Origin of the sequence: Streptomyces sp. NPDC032198, assembly GCF_040636975.1 — a bacterium.
Taxonomy (GTDB): Bacteria; Actinomycetota; Actinomycetes; order Streptomycetales; family Streptomycetaceae; genus Streptomyces.
Genome location: NZ_JBEZVL010000012.1, coordinates 293,837 through 309,832, shown reverse-complemented (window position 1 = coordinate 309,832; position 15,996 = coordinate 293,837). Strand labels below are relative to the sequence as shown.

Here is a 15,996-nt window from a genome sequence, read left to right as displayed (position 1 = left end):
GTGTGCCGGGCCCCCCGCCCCCGGCCGGGGCTCCCCCCTACGGCTTTGGGGGGGGGGGCGGGGGGGGCGGGGGGGGGGGGCCGGGGGGGGGGGGCCCCCCCCCCCCCCCCCGACTCCTCCATCTCCTCCTCCTGCTCTTCCCGCCCCCGCTGCTCCCGCTGCCCGTGCCCGGCCTCGCCGCCGGTCGCGGGCACGGCCACCGCTGCCCGCTGACGCCGTTCCCAGAGCGCCGCGATGCCGGTGATGACCAGGCCGAGCAGCAGCCACGCGGCCAGCGTCCACACGTGCGGGGCCATGCCCCGGCCGCCGAAGTAGAGGTGGCTGCGGATGCCCTCGACGAATCCGGCGCCGTTCCAGAAGGCGTGCAGCGAGCCGAAGAAGCCGTTCTGGAGTTCCGGCCTGAACAGACCGCCCGACGACGTGAAGTTGAGCATCACGAAGAGGAGCATCATCGTCAGCGTCGTCCAGCGCTTCAGGAACGTGTGCAGCCCGATGCCGACGAACAGGATGCCGGCCGCGTACAGCCACGCCATGGCCCACACGCCCCACAGGCCCTGGTGCGCCAGATGGAAGACGGGCCCGGCGAGAGCGGCGCCGATGAGGCTCACGGCGAACGAGACGCCGACGACGAGCCCCGCCCTGGCCCGCATCCGCATTCCGGCGCCCGCGGCACCCAGCGCCGCCACGGACGCGTACGAGCCGATGCTCACCGCGACGAGCAGGAAGAACAGGCCCTGGCCCGTGGGGTCGTCGTCGACGGTGGGCGCGACATCGGTGACCTTCAGGGGGACGCCCCGCTCCGCAGCGACGGGCGTGAAGATCTTCTCGACCGCCATGGCGCTCATGTCGGAGCCGGCGGTGGCCACGATCACCTCGGGGTGCGCGGCGTCGGGGACGTAGGCCCCCGATATGTCCATCGACCTGAGTGCGTCGACCGCCTGCGCGCGGGAGCCGACGGTCCGTACGTCGAGGGCGTCGCCCGCCTTGTCCTTGACGGTCTGCGCGAGGGCCTGCGTCTGCTCGCCCGATCCGACGACGGCGATCGGCATGTCGTGCGGCTCCGGCGTGACGAAGGCGCCCATGTAGGCGAGGCCCATGCCGAGGCACATCAGCAGGGGTGTCACGAGGTGGAGGAGGACATGGCGGAGTGGTCCGGAGGCGGGTGCCGGGCCGGCTGATGCCTTGTGGGCGGGCGCCGAGGTGGCGGTCATCGGAAGACCTCTCGCAATAGTTGGCTTATACACTCAATCTCGGTGTTGTACTGTACAACCATTCGTCGAGAGGGAGAAATCGTGGCCGACCGGGACGGGTCCATCGAGATCATTCAGCGGGAGATGACGGCGTTCGCGCGGCGCGCCCGTGCCACCGCCGCGCGGATGCACCCCGAGCTCTCGCTCGTGTCGTACACGCTCCTGAGTCACCTGGAGTACCAGGGCGGATGCCGGGCCACGGACCTCGCCGCGCACTACACGCTGGACAAGTCCACGATCAGCAGGCAGGTGGGCGCGCTGGAGAAGTCCGGTCTCGTGGAGCGGCGGCTCGACCCGACCGATCACCGTGTGCACGTGCTGCACCTCACCGACCGGGGCATCGAGGTGCTCGCGCAGGTCACCGACGCGCGCCGGGTCGCGTTCCAGGAGCGGCTCACGGACTGGAGCGGGCCGGACCTGGAGAAGTTCGCCGAGTGCCTGCTGCGCTACAACGACGCCGCGTCGCGGAGCGGTCTGGACGTCGAGTAGGGCGAGCGAATCCCGGCACCTCTTTTAAGTTGCACGAGACGTCTCGTCTCGTTTAGGGTTCCGGCATGACCACACGCCAGCGTGCCCACATCGCCATGTTCTCGATCGCCGCGCACGGGCACGTCAACCCGAGCCTCGAAGTGATCCGCGAGCTCGTCGCCCGCGGCCACCGCGTCACCTACGCGATCCCGCACCTCTTCGCCGAGAAGGTCGCCGAGACCGGCGCCGAGCCCGTCCTCTTCGAGACGACGCTGCCGGGCCCGGACGACGACCCGGAGGCCTGGGGGACCGAACTGATCGACAACATCGAGCCGTTCCTCACCGAGGCGATCGAGACGCTGCCGCACCTGGCAGCGGCGTACGAGGGCGACGAACCGGACCTCGTCCTGCACGACATCACCTCCTACCCCGCACGCGTGCTCGCCCGCCGGTGGGGCGTGCCCGAGATCTCGCTCTCGCCGAACCTGGTCGCCTGGGACGGATACGAGGAGGAGGTCGCCGAGCCGATGTACGCCGACCTGAAGGAGACCGTGCGCGGGCAGGCCTACTACGCGCGCTTCCACGCCTGGCTGGAGGGGAACGGGATCACGCAGCACCCCGATCCCTTCGTCGGACGCCCGCCGCGCTCGCTCGTCCTGATCCCCAAGGCGCTCCAGCCGAACGCCGACCGGGTCGACGAGACGGTGCACACGTTCGTCGGCGCCTGCCAGGGCGACCGCTCGGCGCAGGGCGACTGGCGGCGTCCCGTCGACGCGGAGAAGGTGCTGCTCGTCTCGCTCGGCTCGTCCTTCACCAAGCAGCCCGCCTTCTACCGTGCGTGCATCGAGGCCTTCGGGGGTCTGCCCGGGTGGCATGTGGTGCTCCAGGTCGGCAGGCACGTCGAGGCGGGCGAACTGGGGGAGATCCCCGGGAACGTGGAGGTCCGGCAGTGGGTGCCGCAGCTCGCGGTCCTCAAGCAGGCCGACGCCTTCATCACGCACGCCGGTGCGGGCGGCAGCCAGGAGGGGCTCGCCACCGCGACCCCGATGGTCGCGGTGCCGCAGGCCGTCGACCAGTTCGGCAACGCGGACATGCTCCAGGCGCTCGGAGTGGCCCGGCACCTGCCGATGGAGGAGGCCACCGCGGAGGCCTTGCGGGAAGCGGTGCTCGCCCTGGCCGGTGACCCGGAGGTGGCGCGGCGCCTCGCCGAGGTGCGGGCCGGGATGGCGGGGGAGGGTGGCACGAAGATGGCCGCGGACCTGATCGAGGAAGAACTCGCGAAGGCGGCCGGGCGGGGTGAAGTGTGATGATCCGCGAGGCATTTCCGTTGCGCCCCGGCGCATTCTGTTACGAGGCTGTCATTCGATAACGCTCAGGTAACGCAGGGTGGTTCTGGCATAGGTATTGACTCGTCCTGAAAGGTTGACCGTTACCCCCGGCCAAAGGTTGCACGGTCAGGTTCTTGTTCCTTGAACCAATACCTTCTTAGCGTGAGGTGAACGTTCCGCGAACGCCAGGAAGTTGACCCCCATGCGACGAGACATACCGCCCCTCGACGAGGTGCGCCGCATCACCCAGAAGAAGCGCGATGCGTGGTGGACCGTGATTCTGGTCGACCCCGTCGCCACGCCGCTCGTGCGGTGGACGGCGATGCGGACCAGGATCACGCCCAACCAGATCACCTGGGGCGCGTTCCTGCTGGGGCTCGTCTCCGCGGCGTTCTTCGCGCTGGGTGACTGGCAGTGGCTCGTCGCCGGTGCGGTCGTCTATCACTTCAGCTTCATCCTCGACTGCATGGACGGGAAGGTGGCCCGCCTCACCGGCACCGGCTCGGTCTTCGGCGCGTGGCTCGACTTCGTCTTCGACCGCATCCGCGTGATGGCGTGTGCGGTGGCCCTGATGGGCGGGCAGTTCCACCGCACCGGGGATGCCTTCTACATCTGGGCCGCGGTCGCCGTGGTCGCCCTCGACACCCTGCGCTACATCAACGGGCTCGAGATCTTCAAGATCCGGCACACCATGCGCAAGCAGATCAAGGTCCGCATGCGGGCGGCCCGCCGGGCCGAGAACGAGGCCGAGCTGGCGTTCATGGAGGACCTCCTCCGGGACAACCCCGAGGCCGACATCGAGCAGGACATGCAGAAGGCGCAGTCCGAGCAGGGGGTTCCGGAGGCCCCGGAGGCTCCCGAGCTGGCGCCCAAGCGACAGGTCATCGACCTGCACCAGGAGTTCCGGGGCAAGTTCCCCGCGTATCTGCGGGCGCGGTCCTTCCTGCTGCGCCACCGGATCCGTACGCACCTGGTGAGCGGCATCGAGTTCCAGATGGGCGTCTTCATGATCGGCCCGATCTTCGACGTGGTGCTGCCCGCGACGATCGTCTCCGGTGCGCTGCTGCTGGTCTTCGAGCTCGCCATCATCTACAAGCTGCTGCTGTCCACACGGGACTTCACGCGGACGATCGATTCCTTCGAGGAGCGCAAGCTCATGGCCGCGGTGTAGGCCTGCGGCCTGGGGCGCCGTGCATCACCGGCTTCGCCGAGTTCGTCCTCGAACGCCGGACGGGCTGGAAGTATCCGGCCGGGCTGGAGATCTCCAGCCCGGCCGGCGTTCGTCAGGCCCGCACCTGCTCCGCCTCCACCGCCGGAGCCACCTGCCCCTCCGTCACCGACTCGTCATGCGTCAGGTCCGGCAGCCACCGCAGCCACCGCGGCAGGTACCAGTTCCGCTCGCCGAGCAGGGCCATCACGGCCGGGAGCAGGACCCCGCGGAACACCGTCGCGTCGATCAGGACCGCCGCCGCGAGGCCGACGCCCATCTGTTTCATGGACTGCATCGAAAGCGTCCCGAAGATCGCGAAGACGGCGACCATGATCACTCCCGCGCTCGTCACGACACCCGCCGTGGTCACCACGCCGTGGATGATCGCGTCCTTCGTCGTACGTCCCTGAAGCCGTGCCTCCCGGATCCGGGAGACGACGAACACGTGGCAGTCCATCGACAGGCCGAACAGGATCACGAACAGGAACAGCGGCAGCCACGCGATGATCGCGCCCGCGCCCTCCGCGCCCACCAGCGAGTCGCCCCAACCGTGCTGGAAGACCATCACCAGGATTCCGTAGGCATCAGCAGGAGCGCGAAGACCACCACGAACGCGAAGACCGGCGGGACCGACGGCGAGAGCTGGTCGTTGAAGTCCTTCGATCCGGCCACCTGACCCGTCACCGGTGCCTCGACCCCGTCGACCTCGCCCAGCGTCGCGGGTCGCACCGTGTCCCGCAGGAGGTCGAGGCTCTTCTCGGCCTTTCCTTGATCGGAGCCTCGTCGTGCTGGCCGGTGAACCGGGTGGGCGCGCTCTCCTCCCTCCGGACCGGGGGCCCTCCGCGTCAAGAAGGACTCCGACCGTCACAAGCCCCTTACATCTATGTCGACTTGAGGGGGTGGGGCTGCCCGGTGTCCGATCTGGCGGCGGGGGCCCCTTTTGTTATTACAGAACCTTGTTGAACAAGTCACAGGTGCATGTAGGTATTGATCTGGGCGCGTCAATCAGACATGGTTTCGTCCCAACGCCCGGAGATCTTCCGGATCTCGGGGGCTGTTGCAGTGAAGTTTTGAAACCCCCCACATCCCCCCACATCACCACGAGGAGATCCCTCTTCATGGCAACTCACAAGCGTGTCCGCTCGGTGAAGCTTGTAGCGGCGATAGCCACCGCTGCCACCGCGGTCGGCGTCACCGTCTTCGCCACCTCGTTCGCCGGCGCGGCAACCCCCGCCGAGGCCAAGGTGTACGGGGCCAACGCCAAGGGCGCCGTCTCCGGCAGCTACATCGTGATGCTCGACGAGAAGGCCGACAAGGGCGCCAAGTCCGACCTCGCCGACAAGTACGGCGGCGAGCTCAAGCGGAACTACTCCTCCGCGATCAACGGCTTCTCCGCCAAGGACCTCAGCGAGACCGAGGCCAGGCGCCTGGCCGCCGACCCGGCCGTCGGCAAGGTCGTCCAGTCGAAGAAGTTCTCCATCGACGCCACCCAGGACAACCCGCCGTCGTGGGGCCTGGACCGTATCGACCAGGCGGACACCGCCGCCGACAAGAAGTACACGTACCCGGACGCCGCCGGTGAGGGCGCCACCGCGTACGTCATCGACACCGGAGTCCGCGTCAGCCACAAGGACTTCGGCGGTCGCGCCAAGTCCGGCTTCGACGCCATCGACAACGACGACAACGCGGACGACGGCAACGGCCACGGCACGCACGTCGCCGGCACCATCGCCGGTGAGGCGCACGGTGTCGCCAAGAAGGCGAAGATCGTCGCGGTCCGTGTCCTGGACGACCAGGGCTCCGGCACCACCGAGCAGGTCGTCGCGGGCATCGACTGGGTCACCAAGAACCACGAGGGCCCGTCGGTCGCCAACATGAGCCTGGGCGGCGGCGCCGACGAGGCGCTGGACGCCGCGGTCCAGAAGGCGATCGCCGCAGGCGTCACCTTCGCGGTCGCGGCCGGCAACGAGTCCGCGGACGCCTCGCAGGGCTCCCCGGCCCGGGTGAAGGAGGCCATCACGGTCGCGTCCTCCACCAAGGACGACGAGCAGTCGGACTTCTCCAACTTCGGCAAGGCCGTGGACATCTACGCTCCGGGCTCGGACATCACGTCCGACTGGAACACCGATGACAAGGCCACCAACACCATCTCCGGTACGTCGATGGCGACCCCGCACGTCGTGGGCGCCGCAGCCGTCTACGTCGCGGCCCACCCGGACGCCAAGCCGGACGCCGTCGCCAAGGCGCTGACCGACGGTGCGACCCCGGACAAGATCTCGAACCCGAGCGAGGGCACGCCCAACAAGCTGCTCAAGGTCGTCGAGTAACACCCACGGACCGACGGCCGCCGCGCCCACCCCCACGGGGCGCGGCGGCCGTCCTATGGTGTGCGGATGACGGTCAAGGCATACGCGGCGCTCCTGCGCGGCATTAACGTGGGCGGCAGCAGAAAGCTGCCGATGGCGGAGTTGCGCCCCCTCCTCGACGGACTGGGTCTCGGCGACGTACGCACCCATCTGCAGAGCGGCAACGCGGTCTTCACCAGCGAGGCCACCGACGAGGACGCCCTGGCCGCGCGGGTGAGCGAGGCCATCGAGCGGCACTTCGGCTTCGACGTGCAGGTCCTGGTGCGCGACGGCGCCTATCTGAAGGCGGTCGCCGACGCCTGCCCCTTCCCCGCCGCCTCACTCGAGGGCAAGCAACTGCACGTCACGTACTACTCCGAGCCGGTCGACGCGTCCCGGCTCGACGCGATCGACCAGGCGGCCTTTCTCCCGGAGGAGTTCCGGCTCGGCGACCGCGCGCTCTACCTCTACGCGCCGGACGGCCTCGGCCGCTCCAAGCTCGGCGAAGTCCTGGCGAGGCCCGCCCTGTTCAAGGGCGTCACCGCCACCACCCGCAACTGGAACACCGTCGCCAAGCTGGTCGAACTGACCCAGGAGCTGGACCATGGCTGACCGCACGCCCGCCGTCGAAGCGGCCATCGAGGGCGAACTGCGCCTGCTCGCCCCCGAGGTCCGCACGTCGCCCGAGCTGCTCGGGGAGCTGTTGCACCCGGAGTTCACCGAGTTCGGCGCGTCCGGCACCCACTGGGACCGCGCGTCGATCATCAAGGCGCTGGCCGCGAACACGCACCGGACCGGCCGGCCGATCGTGAACTCCCGGATGCGGGGCGTCCAGCTCGCCGACGACGTCGTGCACCTGACCTTCGACACCGAGAGCAATGGCCGCAGGGCACACCGCAGTTCGCTGTGGCGGCTGTGCGAGGGGGAGTGGCTGCTCTGGTTCCACCAGGGGACGCCGTTCAGCGTGGAGAGCCCGCCGGAAGCCTGATCCTCCCGGTGCGATGTGCGAGGCTCGGGCCCATGCGCTACATCATCATCGGAGCAGGGGCGATCGGCGGCACCGTGGGCGGACGCCTCGCCGAGAGCGGACATGACGTGGTCCTCGTCGCGCGGGGTGCGCACTACGAGGCGGTTCGGGAGCGCGGACTGCGGGTGCGCACGTCCGACGGGACGCGGGAGCACCGGCTGCCCGTCATCCAAACGCCTGCCGAACTCGGCGAGTTGAGGCCGGACGACGTGCTGTTCCTCGCCGTGAAGACCCAGGACGGCGAGGCCGCCCTCGACGCCTGGAGCGGGCGCCCCGTGGCGGGTGGCGGGACGGCGGGCGAGGTCCTTCCGCTGGTCTGCGCGCAGAACGGCGTGGAGAGCGAGCGCATCGCGCTGCGCCGCTTCCGCCGGGTCTACGGCATGTGCGTCTGGCTGCCCGCGACCCATGTCGAGCCGGGCTCGGTCTCGGCGGCGGGTGCCCCCTATACGGGCATCCTGCACATCGGCCGCTACCCGAAGGGCACGGACGACACCGCCCGTCTCGTCGCCGCCGACCTGGAGAAGTCGAAGCTGCTCGCGCCCGTCGTGGCGGACGTGATGCGCTGGAAGTACGGGAAGCTGCTCTCGAACCTGGCCAACGCCATCGAGGCGGTCACCGGCCCGCTCTCGGGCGACGAGGCCGTCGCGCTCTACCGGCGGGCCCGCGCGGAGGGCGAGGCGGTGCTCGCCGCCGCCGATATCGAGGCGGTGAGCGAACAGGAGCAGAAGGAAACCCGCGGCGACCGCATCCGCCTGGAGCCCCTCGACGGCTCGGCGCGCGGCGGCGGCTCGTCCTGGCAGAGCCTGAGCCGGGGCACGGGCACCATCGAGGCGGACTACCTCAACGGTGAGATCGCGCTCCTCGGCCGCCTGCACGGAGTGCCGACGCCAGTGAACGACGCCTTGCAGACCGTGGCGAACGCGTTCGCGCGGGAGCGGCGCGCTGCCGGGTCGATGCCGGTGGCCGAACTGCTGGGGCTCGTGGCGCAGGCAGGGGACAGGGCACAGGAGAGGCCCTCGTAAGTGGCCCGTCGACAGGGCGGGTGAATGGCCCAGAGACGTACGCCATTTGCTCACTAGGGTCGGACGCATGACGACGACCCGCATCGACTTCTACTTCGACCCGGCCTGCCCCTTCGCCTGGATCACCTCCCGCTGGATCCTTGAGGTCGAGCGCGCCCGCGACCTCGACCTCCGCTTCCACGTGATGAGCCTCTACTTCCACAACGCCGGCAACGAACTGCCCGACTGGTACCGCGAGTTGGTCGACAAGTCGATCCGCCCCGTCCGCGTCGCTGCCGCGGCGGCCGAACAGCACGGCGAGGACGTGCTCCGGGACCTCTACACGGCCTTCGGCACCCGCATCCACCAGGACAAGAACGAGGACTTCGACCAGGTCATCGCCGAGGCCCTGGCCGAGACCGGGCTGCCCGCCGCCCTCGCGGACGCCGCGCACGACCCGGCGTACGACGACGCGGTGCGCCGCAGCCATGACGCGGGCAAGGACCCGGAGGAGGGGGCCTACGTCGGCACGCCGACGATCCATGTCGACGGCACCGTCTGGTTCGGCCCCGTGCTGCGGGCGATTCCACGCGGCGACGAGGCGGTACGGCTCTTCGACAGCTTCCGGGTGATGGCGAACCACCCGGACTTCTTCGAGCTGAAGCGCAGCCGCACCGGAGGCCTCGACTTCAGCTGAGCACCTTCAGCTGAGCACCGAGGTCATCAGGAGCGTGGTGCGGCCGTTGTCCTCCGGGACCGCGCGGCCCTGGGTGAAGCCGAGGCGCTTGAGGATGGTGAGGGAGGCCGTGTTCTCCGCGTCCACGGTCGCGTGCACCTCGGTCAGCGCCAAGGTCTGATGGCCGTACGAGGTGAGCAGACGGGCCAGTTCCGTGCCCAGGCCCATGCCCCAGCTGCCCCGGAAGAGGCCGTAGACGATCTCGTGGCCGTCGAGCCAGCTCTCGGGCGACGGCTTGATCTCCGCATGGCCTATGTAGCGCCCCTCGTGCCGCACCGCCCACACCGGGAACTGGTTCTCCGCGTACACGAGGTCGAAGACGCGGCGGAACAGCGCGTGGGTCTGCTCCACGCTCTGCATCCCGTCCCCGAACCAGCGGCCCACGGCCTCGTCCTGGAGAAGTGCGACGAACTGTTCCTCGTCGGCGGCGACATAGGGGGACAGGCTCAGACGCTCGGAACGGAGTACGGGGGTCATCGGCGAGACGGTAGGTGCTGGGAGAACCGCTTCGCAAGCGGATTGGCTCAGCCTGTGGGCCGCGGCAGTCCGATCGGGTTGGGGAAGGGGAGGACGTCCGCCGCCAGGATCTGCCGTACCGGACGTTCCAGCGCGGCGAGGAGCGTGTCCGCGTCCCGCGCGGCGAGCGGACGCAGCAGGCGGGCCGACAGACGGTCCGTGTCGTCCTCGATCAACTCCCGCTGCGTGCGGCCGCGTTCGGTGATATGTCCGTCCCCGTCCACCAGACCCCGCCCGCGCAGCCGGTCCACCGCGTGCGCCCACTCCTGCTCGTCCCACCCCCGGTCGTGCCGGATGGTGTCCTGGTCCACGCGGCCCGTGGCGGCGGCGAGCACCAGCGCCTCGCAGGCGTCGAGGCCGTGGTCGGCGAGCGCGGCGACATGGGCGTCGCCCCTGAACTCGCGCACGCAGGTGACCAGTTGCCACAGTCGCTGCACGGGGTCTGCCCGCTCGCTCACGTCGCGGTTCGCCGTGAACAGCGGGCGGGCCAGCGACGGGGCGTCCTCGACCATCGCCGCGAGCGGCGGACAGAGGGCGACGGCCTGGTCGTCGATGTCCGGGACCAGTGCGCGCAGGGCCCGCGCGGTGCAGGCCGCGCGCTCCTCCACGATCCGTCCCGGCGACACGTACTGCCAGGCGGACGGAAGGGCCCGCTCCACCATGCCGGGGGCGAAGACACCGAGCGCGGCCGTCGCCGCGCCCGACTCGACCGGGCCCATGGGAGCGGTGCGCGCCGCGAAATAGCCCATCCAGAAGCCCTTGAGGCCCAGCGTCCTGCCCAGGTCGCGGCAGTGCTCCTCGAAATAGATCACTGCGTGCAGGGGCTCGGTCCGCAGCCAGAGCGTGCGGGATCTGGAGAGGGTCATGAACCCACAAACTAGGCCAGCACGGGAACCCGCGCCATACGCCCGACCACACCGTTCTCGGCACACGCCTCGTCGTAGCGGCGCACCAGAAGCCTCGCCAACCCAGCCGAGGGGCCCAGGACTTGGGCCGTGACGTCCGCTTCGGCGGCCCCGCGCTCGATGCGGTCGGGCAGGAAACCGGGCGCGATGACATAGGGCGCCACCGCCACCCTGCGCACCCCCAGGGCGCGCAGTTCCCGCACGGCGTCCTCCGTGCGGGGCAGAGATGCGGAGGCGAACGCAGGCCGCACGGCGCACCAACCGGTGTGCCGCCACTCCCGCGCGATTTCAGCGATCACTGCGATCGCCTCCGGGTCCGATGACCCCGCCGAGGCCAGCACGACCCCGGTCGAGGACTTGTCGGCGGGGGTGAGCCCCGCCTCGTACAGCCGCTGGTCCAGAGCGGTCAGGAGCAGCGGCGAGGGGCCGAGCACCGCCGCCTGCCGGATGCGGAGCCGGGGCGGTGCCTGACTCAGGACCGCCGGGATGTCGGACTTCGCGTGGAACGCCCGGGTGAGGAGCAGCGGCAGGGCGATCACATCGCGTACGCCCTCGGCGTCCAGGGACTCCAGGACCTCGGGGACCGAGGGCGAGTTGAAGTCCAGAAAGCCCGTCTCCACCCGCAGCCCCGGCCGCTGCTCCCGCACCCGGCGCACCAGGGCGCGTACCGTCGCGGCATGCCGCGGATCGCGGCTGCCGTGGGCGACGACGAGCAGGACGGGACGGGCGTACATGGCGGGTCAGCTCCTCACGAGGAGTCCGCGGCTGCGCAGCACGCGCCGCTCCAGCGGGCTGAAGATCAGCAGGTCGATGGCGATGCCGACGATCAGGATGAGCAGGATCGCGAAGAACACCTGCGACATGCTGCTGTTCGTGCGGCCGGCCTCCAGGAGCTGGCCGAGCCCCATGCCCAGGTCGGGGGACTGCGCGATGATCTCCGCGGCCATCAGCGAGCGCCAGGAGAACGCCCAGCCCTGCTTCAGGCCCGCCAGGTAGCCGGGCAGCGCGGCCGGCATGACGATGTGCCAGGTGTGGCGCAGGCCCGTCGCGCCCAGCGTGCGACCCGCCCGCAGGAACAGCGGCGGCACTTGGTCGACGCCCGCGACCAGGCCGTTGGCGATCGAGGGGACCGCGCCGAGCAGGATCACCGCGTACATCATCTGGTCGTTGAGACCGAGCCAGATCACGGCCGGGGGCACCCACGCCACCGACGGCAGCGACTGGAGCCCCGAGAGGATGGGGCCGATGGCCGCCCGGATGAAACGGACCCGGGCCACGACCAGGCCGAGCGGCGTACCGATCGCCAGTGCCATCAGGAAGCCGAGCAGACCGCGTGAGACGGACGTCCAGATGTACTCCAGGAGCGTGCCCTGGAGCCAGGCGTCCTCCACCTCGTGCCAGACGGCGGAGGGCGCGGGCAGCTTGTAGGAGTCGGTGACCTTGGCCCACACCAGGATCTGCCACACCACCAGGACCAGCACGATGGCGGTCACCGGCGGCAGGATCTTCTGGACGAAGGTCTGCCGGAAGGGCGTGCGGCGGGTCTGGACCGCGTCCAGGGCGTCCAGGCCCGCTTCCAGACCGGCCAGGTCCTGGCTGCTGTCCCGGTCGGTCCTGTCGGCCTTGGTGACCTTGTCGACCGGGGTGTCAGTGCTGGCCATGTCGGCGGATCTCCCCACGCAGTTGTTCGGTGATCTCGACGGACAGTTCCGCCACGGCGGAGTCCTCGATGCGGCGCGGGTGGGGGATGTCGACGCGCCACTCGTGCGCCACCCGGCCGGGACGCGACGAGAGGAGCACAACGCGCTCGGCGAGGCGGACGGCCTCGCGCACGTTGTGCGTGACGAAGAGGACGGAGACGTTCGTCTCGCGCCAGATGCGGGTCAGCTCGTCGTGCAGGACGTCACGCGTGATCGCGTCCAGTGCCGCGAACGGCTCGTCCATCAGCAGGATCTTGGCGTCCTGCGCGAGGGCACGGGCCAGTGCGACCCGCTGGCGCATGCCGCCGGACAGCTCGTGCACCCGCTTGCCGTACGCCCCCTGGAGCCGTACGAGACCGAGGAGCTCCTCGGCGCGCTCGCGCCGCTCGGCCTTCGGGATGCCGCGCAGCTTCAGGGCGAGCTCGATGTTCTTGCCCGCGGTCAGCCACGGGAACAGCGCGTGCTCCTGGAACATCAGGGCGGGGCGGCCGTCGGTGGCGATGTCGCCCGCCGAGGGCTTGTCGAGCCCGGCCACCAGATTGAGCAGCGTCGACTTGCCGCAGCCCGAGGCTCCCAGGAGGGTGACGAACTCGCCCGGAGCGACATCGAGCGTGATGTCGTCCAGGACGAGCTGCTGCCCGGCGGGCGTGGCGAAGGACTTCGAGACGTGCTCGATCCGGGCTGCGTGCGGGGCGGCCGTGATGTCGTCCGCCGCCTTGGCGAGGGTGCTCGTCGCCATGGTCGTCACCTCCTGGGAACTGGTCTGATTCCGGGGTTACTTGACGCCGAGACCGGCGTCGTCGACAGCGGGCCTGCCCTCGGCCTTGAGGACCTTGTTCAGCGGCTTCAGGTCGTAGATGCCCTTGAGGTTCGGCTTGTCCAGGAGGCCTGCCTTGACGGCGTGCTTCGCCTCGGAGTCGAGCGTCGCGGCCAGCGGGTCATCGGTGGTCTGGATGGACTTCCACGCCGGGTCGATGACCTTGGCGGGCAGCTCCTTGCCGGACGCTTCCTTGAGGGCCGCGTTGGCGGATGCCTTCGCCTTGTCGGGGTTGTCCTTGATCCACTGGTTGGTCTTCACCGAACCGCGCAGGACGGCCTCGACGACCTTGGGGTGCTCCTTGAGGAACGACTGCGACACGATGATGTTCGTGATCACGAACTTCTTGTCCGGCCACAGATCGGACTCGTCGAGGATCGCCTTGCCGCCCTCGGCGACCAGCTTGGACGCGGTCGGTTCCGGCACCCAGGCGCCGTCGATCGAGCCGGACTTGTAGGCGTCCGGGGTGATCTTGTTGTCGGTGCGGACCACCGAGACGTCGCCCTTGCCGCTCTCCGCGTCGACTTTCCAGCCCTTTTCCTTGACCCAGTTGAGGAAGGCCACGTCCTGCGTGTTGCCGAGCTGCGGGGTGGCGATCTTCTTGCCCTTGACGTCGTCCAGGGACTTGATCTTCTTGGGGTTGACCACCAGCTTCACGCCACCGGACGCCGAGCCGCCGATGATGCGCAGGTTCTTGCCCTGGGACTTGGTGTAGCCGTTGATCGAGGGCGACGGACCGATCCAGCCGATGTCGATCGACTTCGAGTTCAGCGCCTCGATCTCCGAAGGGCCGGCGTTGAACTGCGTGTACTTCGCCTCGGTGGCGCCCAGTTCCTTCTGGAACAGGCCCTCTTGGTCACCGACCAGGGCGGTGGCGTGCGTGAGGTTCGGGAAGTACCCGATCTTCACCTCGTCCAGTCCCTCGATCTTCTTCGCACCCGCGGCCACCTTGGCCTTGTCGTCCTTGTCATCGTCGGCGGACCCATAACCGCAGGAAGTGAGCACCACGGCGAGCAGGGGCAGGGCGGTGACCGCGGTCAGGGCGCGGCGGCCGCCGGTGGTGCGTGGAGTGCGGAAGCTGGCAGGCACGGGAGGTGGTCCTCTCGTTGGCCCGGCTTGCACGCCGTCAGGGCGTGGCCGGGAGATCGGCAGGTTTTCGTCTTCGCAGGTCGAACTCGCGGGGGGTGTGGGCGCGCAAGCGGTGCGCGTACGTCATCACGCACATCGCCCGACCCCGCCCTGCCCGCTGCCGAGGGCGCCGCTGCCGATGCGGCCGCCCTCCTTCGCGAAGGTCGAGAAGTAATCGATGGAGGTCATGGTCAGAAGTCCCAGCCCTCGTCGTCCGCCGCCGGCTCGGCCTCTTCGGCGTGCTCGGTGGTGGTGGCGAACGCGTCGCCCGCCATGCCCGCCGCGAGCGTCGTGCCGTCGGCCGGGTCGATCAGGAGGAACGAACCGGTGCGGCGCGACGCGGCGTACGAGTCGACCGCGATCGGCTCGGCGGTGCGGATCACGACACGGCCGATGTCGTTGGCGACCAGCTCGCCGGGCGCCGGGTGCTGGGAGAGGTCGTCCAGGGTGAGCCGCGAGGGGATCTCCTTGACGATCGCCTTCACCGTGCGGGTCGTGTGCTTGAGCAGCACCCGCTGACCGACGGCCAGTGCGGTGTCCGCGACATGGCAGACCGTCGCCGTGATGTCCTGCGACGTCGGCGGCTGGTCACCGCTCGGCACGATCAGGTCGCCGCGCGCGATGTCGATGTCGCTCTCCAGGAGCAGCGTCACGGACTGCGGCGTCCAGGCGACGTCCACCTGCTTGCCGAGGAGGTCGATGCCCGCGATCTTCGACGTCTTGCCCGAGGGCAGCACCGTCACGGACTCGCCGACCCGGAAGGTGCCCGCCGCGATCTGTCCCGCGTAGCCCCGGTAGTCGGGGTGCTCGGCGGTCTGCGGGCGGATCACGTACTGGACGGGCAGGCGTGCGTGGCAGGAGGTCAGGTCGTGGCTGACCGGGACCGTCTCCAGATGCTCCAGGACCGTGGGGCCGCCGTACCAGTCCATGTTCGAGGACGGCTCGACGACATTGTCGCCGGCGAGCGCCGAGATCGGGATCGCGGTGATCTCCGGGACGCCCAACTCGCTCGCGTACGCGGTGAATTCCTCGGCGATCTTCGCGAAGACGGTCTCCTCGTACGCCACGAGGTCCATCTTGTTCACGGCGAGCACGACGTGCGGGACGCGAAGCAGCGCGGCGACGGCCGCGTGCCTGCGGGTCTGCTCGATGACGCCGTTGCGGGCGTCCACGAGGACCACGGCGAGGTCGGCCGTCGAGGCGCCGGTGACCATGTTCCGGGTGTACTGCACGTGGCCCGGGGTGTCGGCGAGGATGAACCGGCGCTGCGGCGTCGCGAAGTAGCGGTAGGCGACGTCGATGGTGATGCCCTGCTCGCGCTCGGCCCGCAGACCGTCGGTGAGCAGCGCGAGGTCGGGCGTCTCCTGGCCGCGGCCGAGCGAGACGCGCTCCACGGCTTCGAGCTGGTCGGTGAGGACCGACTTGGAGTCGTGCAGGAGGCGGCCCACGAGGGTGGACTTGCCGTCGTCGACGGACCCGGCGGTGGCGAACCGCAGCAGGGTGGTGGCCGACAGCTGCTCGGCGGAGAGCGGCTGTGCCTTGTCGGGTTCGGTGCTGCTGGTCAT

16 protein-coding genes and 1 pseudogene are annotated in these 15,996 nt (G+C 69.8%); 8 read left to right on the top strand and 9 right to left on the bottom strand.

What is annotated here, in order from left to right; all coding sequences use genetic code 11:
• Positions 1-1,109, bottom strand: a 1,109-nt coding sequence (locus tag AB0E78_RS30640) for a hypothetical protein (protein ID WP_361839216.1), incomplete at its 3' end; no start/stop codon positions are given.
• A gap of 183 nt (positions 1,110-1,292) precedes the next feature.
• On the opposite strand from AB0E78_RS30640, the gene AB0E78_RS30635 reads away from it, so the two are divergent.
• From AB0E78_RS30635 to AB0E78_RS30625, 3 genes are all read left to right on the top strand, one after another.
• A complete protein-coding gene (locus AB0E78_RS30635) occupies positions 1,293-1,739 on the top strand; it encodes a MarR family transcriptional regulator (protein WP_361839155.1) in 447 nt (148 codons plus the stop codon).
• 65 nt (positions 1,740-1,804) lie between these two features.
• Entirely contained in the window at positions 1,805-3,025 is a 1,221-nt protein-coding gene (gene mgt / locus AB0E78_RS30630) for a macrolide-inactivating glycosyltransferase (protein WP_361839152.1), read from the top strand.
• 223 nt (positions 3,026-3,248) lie between these two features.
• Positions 3,249-4,217: a CDP-alcohol phosphatidyltransferase family protein gene (locus tag AB0E78_RS30625; RefSeq protein ID WP_361839149.1), complete on the top strand. Its 969-nt coding sequence runs from the start codon at positions 3,249-3,251 to the stop codon at positions 4,215-4,217.
• A 112-nt stretch (positions 4,218-4,329) separates the two neighbouring features.
• On the opposite strand, the pseudogene AB0E78_RS30620 reads toward AB0E78_RS30625, so the two are convergent.
• A pseudogene (locus AB0E78_RS30620) lies at positions 4,330-5,036 on the bottom strand (MMPL family transporter); the annotation flags it as partial.
• A gap of 338 nt (positions 5,037-5,374) precedes the next feature.
• Between AB0E78_RS30620 and AB0E78_RS30615 the strand changes: the two are divergent.
• The 5 genes from AB0E78_RS30615 (at position 5,375) to AB0E78_RS30595 (ending at position 9,326) form a co-directional block, all read left to right on the top strand.
• The gene (locus tag AB0E78_RS30615; RefSeq protein ID WP_361839147.1) at positions 5,375-6,583 is read left to right on the top strand and encodes a S8 family serine peptidase; all 1,209 of its coding nucleotides are present in this window, start codon (positions 5,375-5,377) and stop codon (positions 6,581-6,583) included.
• Positions 6,584-6,649: 66 nt separating this feature from the next.
• Positions 6,650-7,213, top strand: coding sequence for a DUF1697 domain-containing protein (locus tag AB0E78_RS30610; protein ID WP_361839144.1), 564 nt, complete (start codon positions 6,650-6,652; stop codon positions 7,211-7,213).
• Positions 7,206-7,589: a DUF4440 domain-containing protein gene (locus AB0E78_RS30605; protein ID WP_361839141.1), complete on the top strand. Its 384-nt coding sequence runs from the start codon at positions 7,206-7,208 to the stop codon at positions 7,587-7,589. The genes AB0E78_RS30610 and AB0E78_RS30605 overlap by 8 nt, the downstream gene beginning before the upstream one ends.
• A gap of 32 nt (positions 7,590-7,621) precedes the next feature.
• Positions 7,622-8,650 (top strand): 2-dehydropantoate 2-reductase N-terminal domain-containing protein, encoded by a 1,029-nt coding sequence (locus tag AB0E78_RS30600; RefSeq protein ID WP_361839138.1) that lies wholly within the window; start codon positions 7,622-7,624, stop codon positions 8,648-8,650.
• 67 nt (positions 8,651-8,717) lie between these two features.
• A complete protein-coding gene (locus tag AB0E78_RS30595; RefSeq protein WP_361839136.1) occupies positions 8,718-9,326 on the top strand; it encodes a DsbA family protein in 609 nt (202 codons plus the stop codon).
• A 6-nt stretch (positions 9,327-9,332) separates the two neighbouring features.
• On the opposite strand, the gene AB0E78_RS30590 is transcribed toward AB0E78_RS30595, so the two are convergent.
• From AB0E78_RS30590 to AB0E78_RS30560, 7 genes are all read right to left on the bottom strand, one after another.
• A complete protein-coding gene (locus AB0E78_RS30590) occupies positions 9,333-9,842 on the bottom strand; it encodes a GNAT family N-acetyltransferase (protein ID WP_361839133.1) in 510 nt (169 codons plus the stop codon).
• Positions 9,843-9,889: 47 nt separating this feature from the next.
• Positions 9,890-10,747: a hypothetical protein gene (locus tag AB0E78_RS30585; protein ID WP_361839131.1), complete on the bottom strand. Its 858-nt coding sequence runs from the start codon at positions 10,745-10,747 to the stop codon at positions 9,890-9,892.
• A gap of 11 nt (positions 10,748-10,758) precedes the next feature.
• Positions 10,759-11,520, bottom strand: a complete 762-nt coding sequence (locus AB0E78_RS30580; protein ID WP_361839128.1) for a sirohydrochlorin chelatase — start codon at positions 11,518-11,520, stop codon at positions 10,759-10,761.
• A gap of 6 nt (positions 11,521-11,526) precedes the next feature.
• Complete coding sequence (locus tag AB0E78_RS30575; protein ID WP_361839125.1) at positions 11,527-12,447, bottom strand: ABC transporter permease; 921 nt, start codon at positions 12,445-12,447, stop codon at positions 11,527-11,529.
• On the bottom strand, positions 12,434-13,225 hold the full coding sequence (locus AB0E78_RS30570; RefSeq protein ID WP_361839123.1) for an ABC transporter ATP-binding protein: 792 nt from the start codon (positions 13,223-13,225) through the stop codon (positions 12,434-12,436). The genes AB0E78_RS30575 and AB0E78_RS30570 overlap by 14 nt, the downstream gene beginning before the upstream one ends.
• Before the next feature lie 36 nt (positions 13,226-13,261).
• Positions 13,262-14,392: an aliphatic sulfonate ABC transporter substrate-binding protein gene (locus tag AB0E78_RS30565; RefSeq protein WP_361839120.1), complete on the bottom strand. Its 1,131-nt coding sequence runs from the start codon at positions 14,390-14,392 to the stop codon at positions 13,262-13,264.
• Positions 14,393-14,622: 230 nt separating this feature from the next.
• Complete coding sequence (locus tag AB0E78_RS30560) at positions 14,623-15,996, bottom strand: GTP-binding protein (RefSeq protein WP_361839118.1); 1,374 nt, start codon at positions 15,994-15,996, stop codon at positions 14,623-14,625.

Bases quoted from the DNA above. Each gene is read 5' to 3' on its own strand.
- AB0E78_RS30570 (WP_361839123.1), bottom strand. From the start codon at position 13,225: ATGGCGACGAGCACCCTCGCCAAGGCGGCGGACGACATCACGGCCGCC.
- AB0E78_RS30585 (WP_361839131.1), bottom strand. From the start codon at position 10,747: ATGACCCTCTCCAGATCCCGCACGCTCTGGCTGCGGACCGAGCCCCTG.
- AB0E78_RS30625 (WP_361839149.1), top strand. From the start codon at position 3,249: ATGCGACGAGACATACCGCCCCTCGACGAGGTGCGCCGCATCACCCAG.
- AB0E78_RS30580 (WP_361839128.1), bottom strand. From the start codon at position 11,520: ATGTACGCCCGTCCCGTCCTGCTCGTCGTCGCCCACGGCAGCCGCGAT.
- AB0E78_RS30595 (WP_361839136.1), top strand. From the start codon at position 8,718: ATGACGACGACCCGCATCGACTTCTACTTCGACCCGGCCTGCCCCTTC.
- AB0E78_RS30600 (WP_361839138.1), top strand. From the start codon at position 7,622: ATGCGCTACATCATCATCGGAGCAGGGGCGATCGGCGGCACCGTGGGC.
- AB0E78_RS30610 (WP_361839144.1), top strand. From the start codon at position 6,650: ATGACGGTCAAGGCATACGCGGCGCTCCTGCGCGGCATTAACGTGGGC.
- AB0E78_RS30560 (WP_361839118.1), bottom strand. From the start codon at position 15,996: ATGACCAGCAGCACCGAACCCGACAAGGCACAGCCGCTCTCCGCCGAG.
- AB0E78_RS30575 (WP_361839125.1), bottom strand. From the start codon at position 12,447: ATGGCCAGCACTGACACCCCGGTCGACAAGGTCACCAAGGCCGACAGG.
- AB0E78_RS30615 (WP_361839147.1), top strand. From the start codon at position 5,375: ATGGCAACTCACAAGCGTGTCCGCTCGGTGAAGCTTGTAGCGGCGATA.
- AB0E78_RS30590 (WP_361839133.1), bottom strand. From the start codon at position 9,842: ATGACCCCCGTACTCCGTTCCGAGCGTCTGAGCCTGTCCCCCTATGTC.
- mgt (WP_361839152.1), top strand. From the start codon at position 1,805: ATGACCACACGCCAGCGTGCCCACATCGCCATGTTCTCGATCGCCGCG.
- AB0E78_RS30605 (WP_361839141.1), top strand. From the start codon at position 7,206: ATGGCTGACCGCACGCCCGCCGTCGAAGCGGCCATCGAGGGCGAACTG.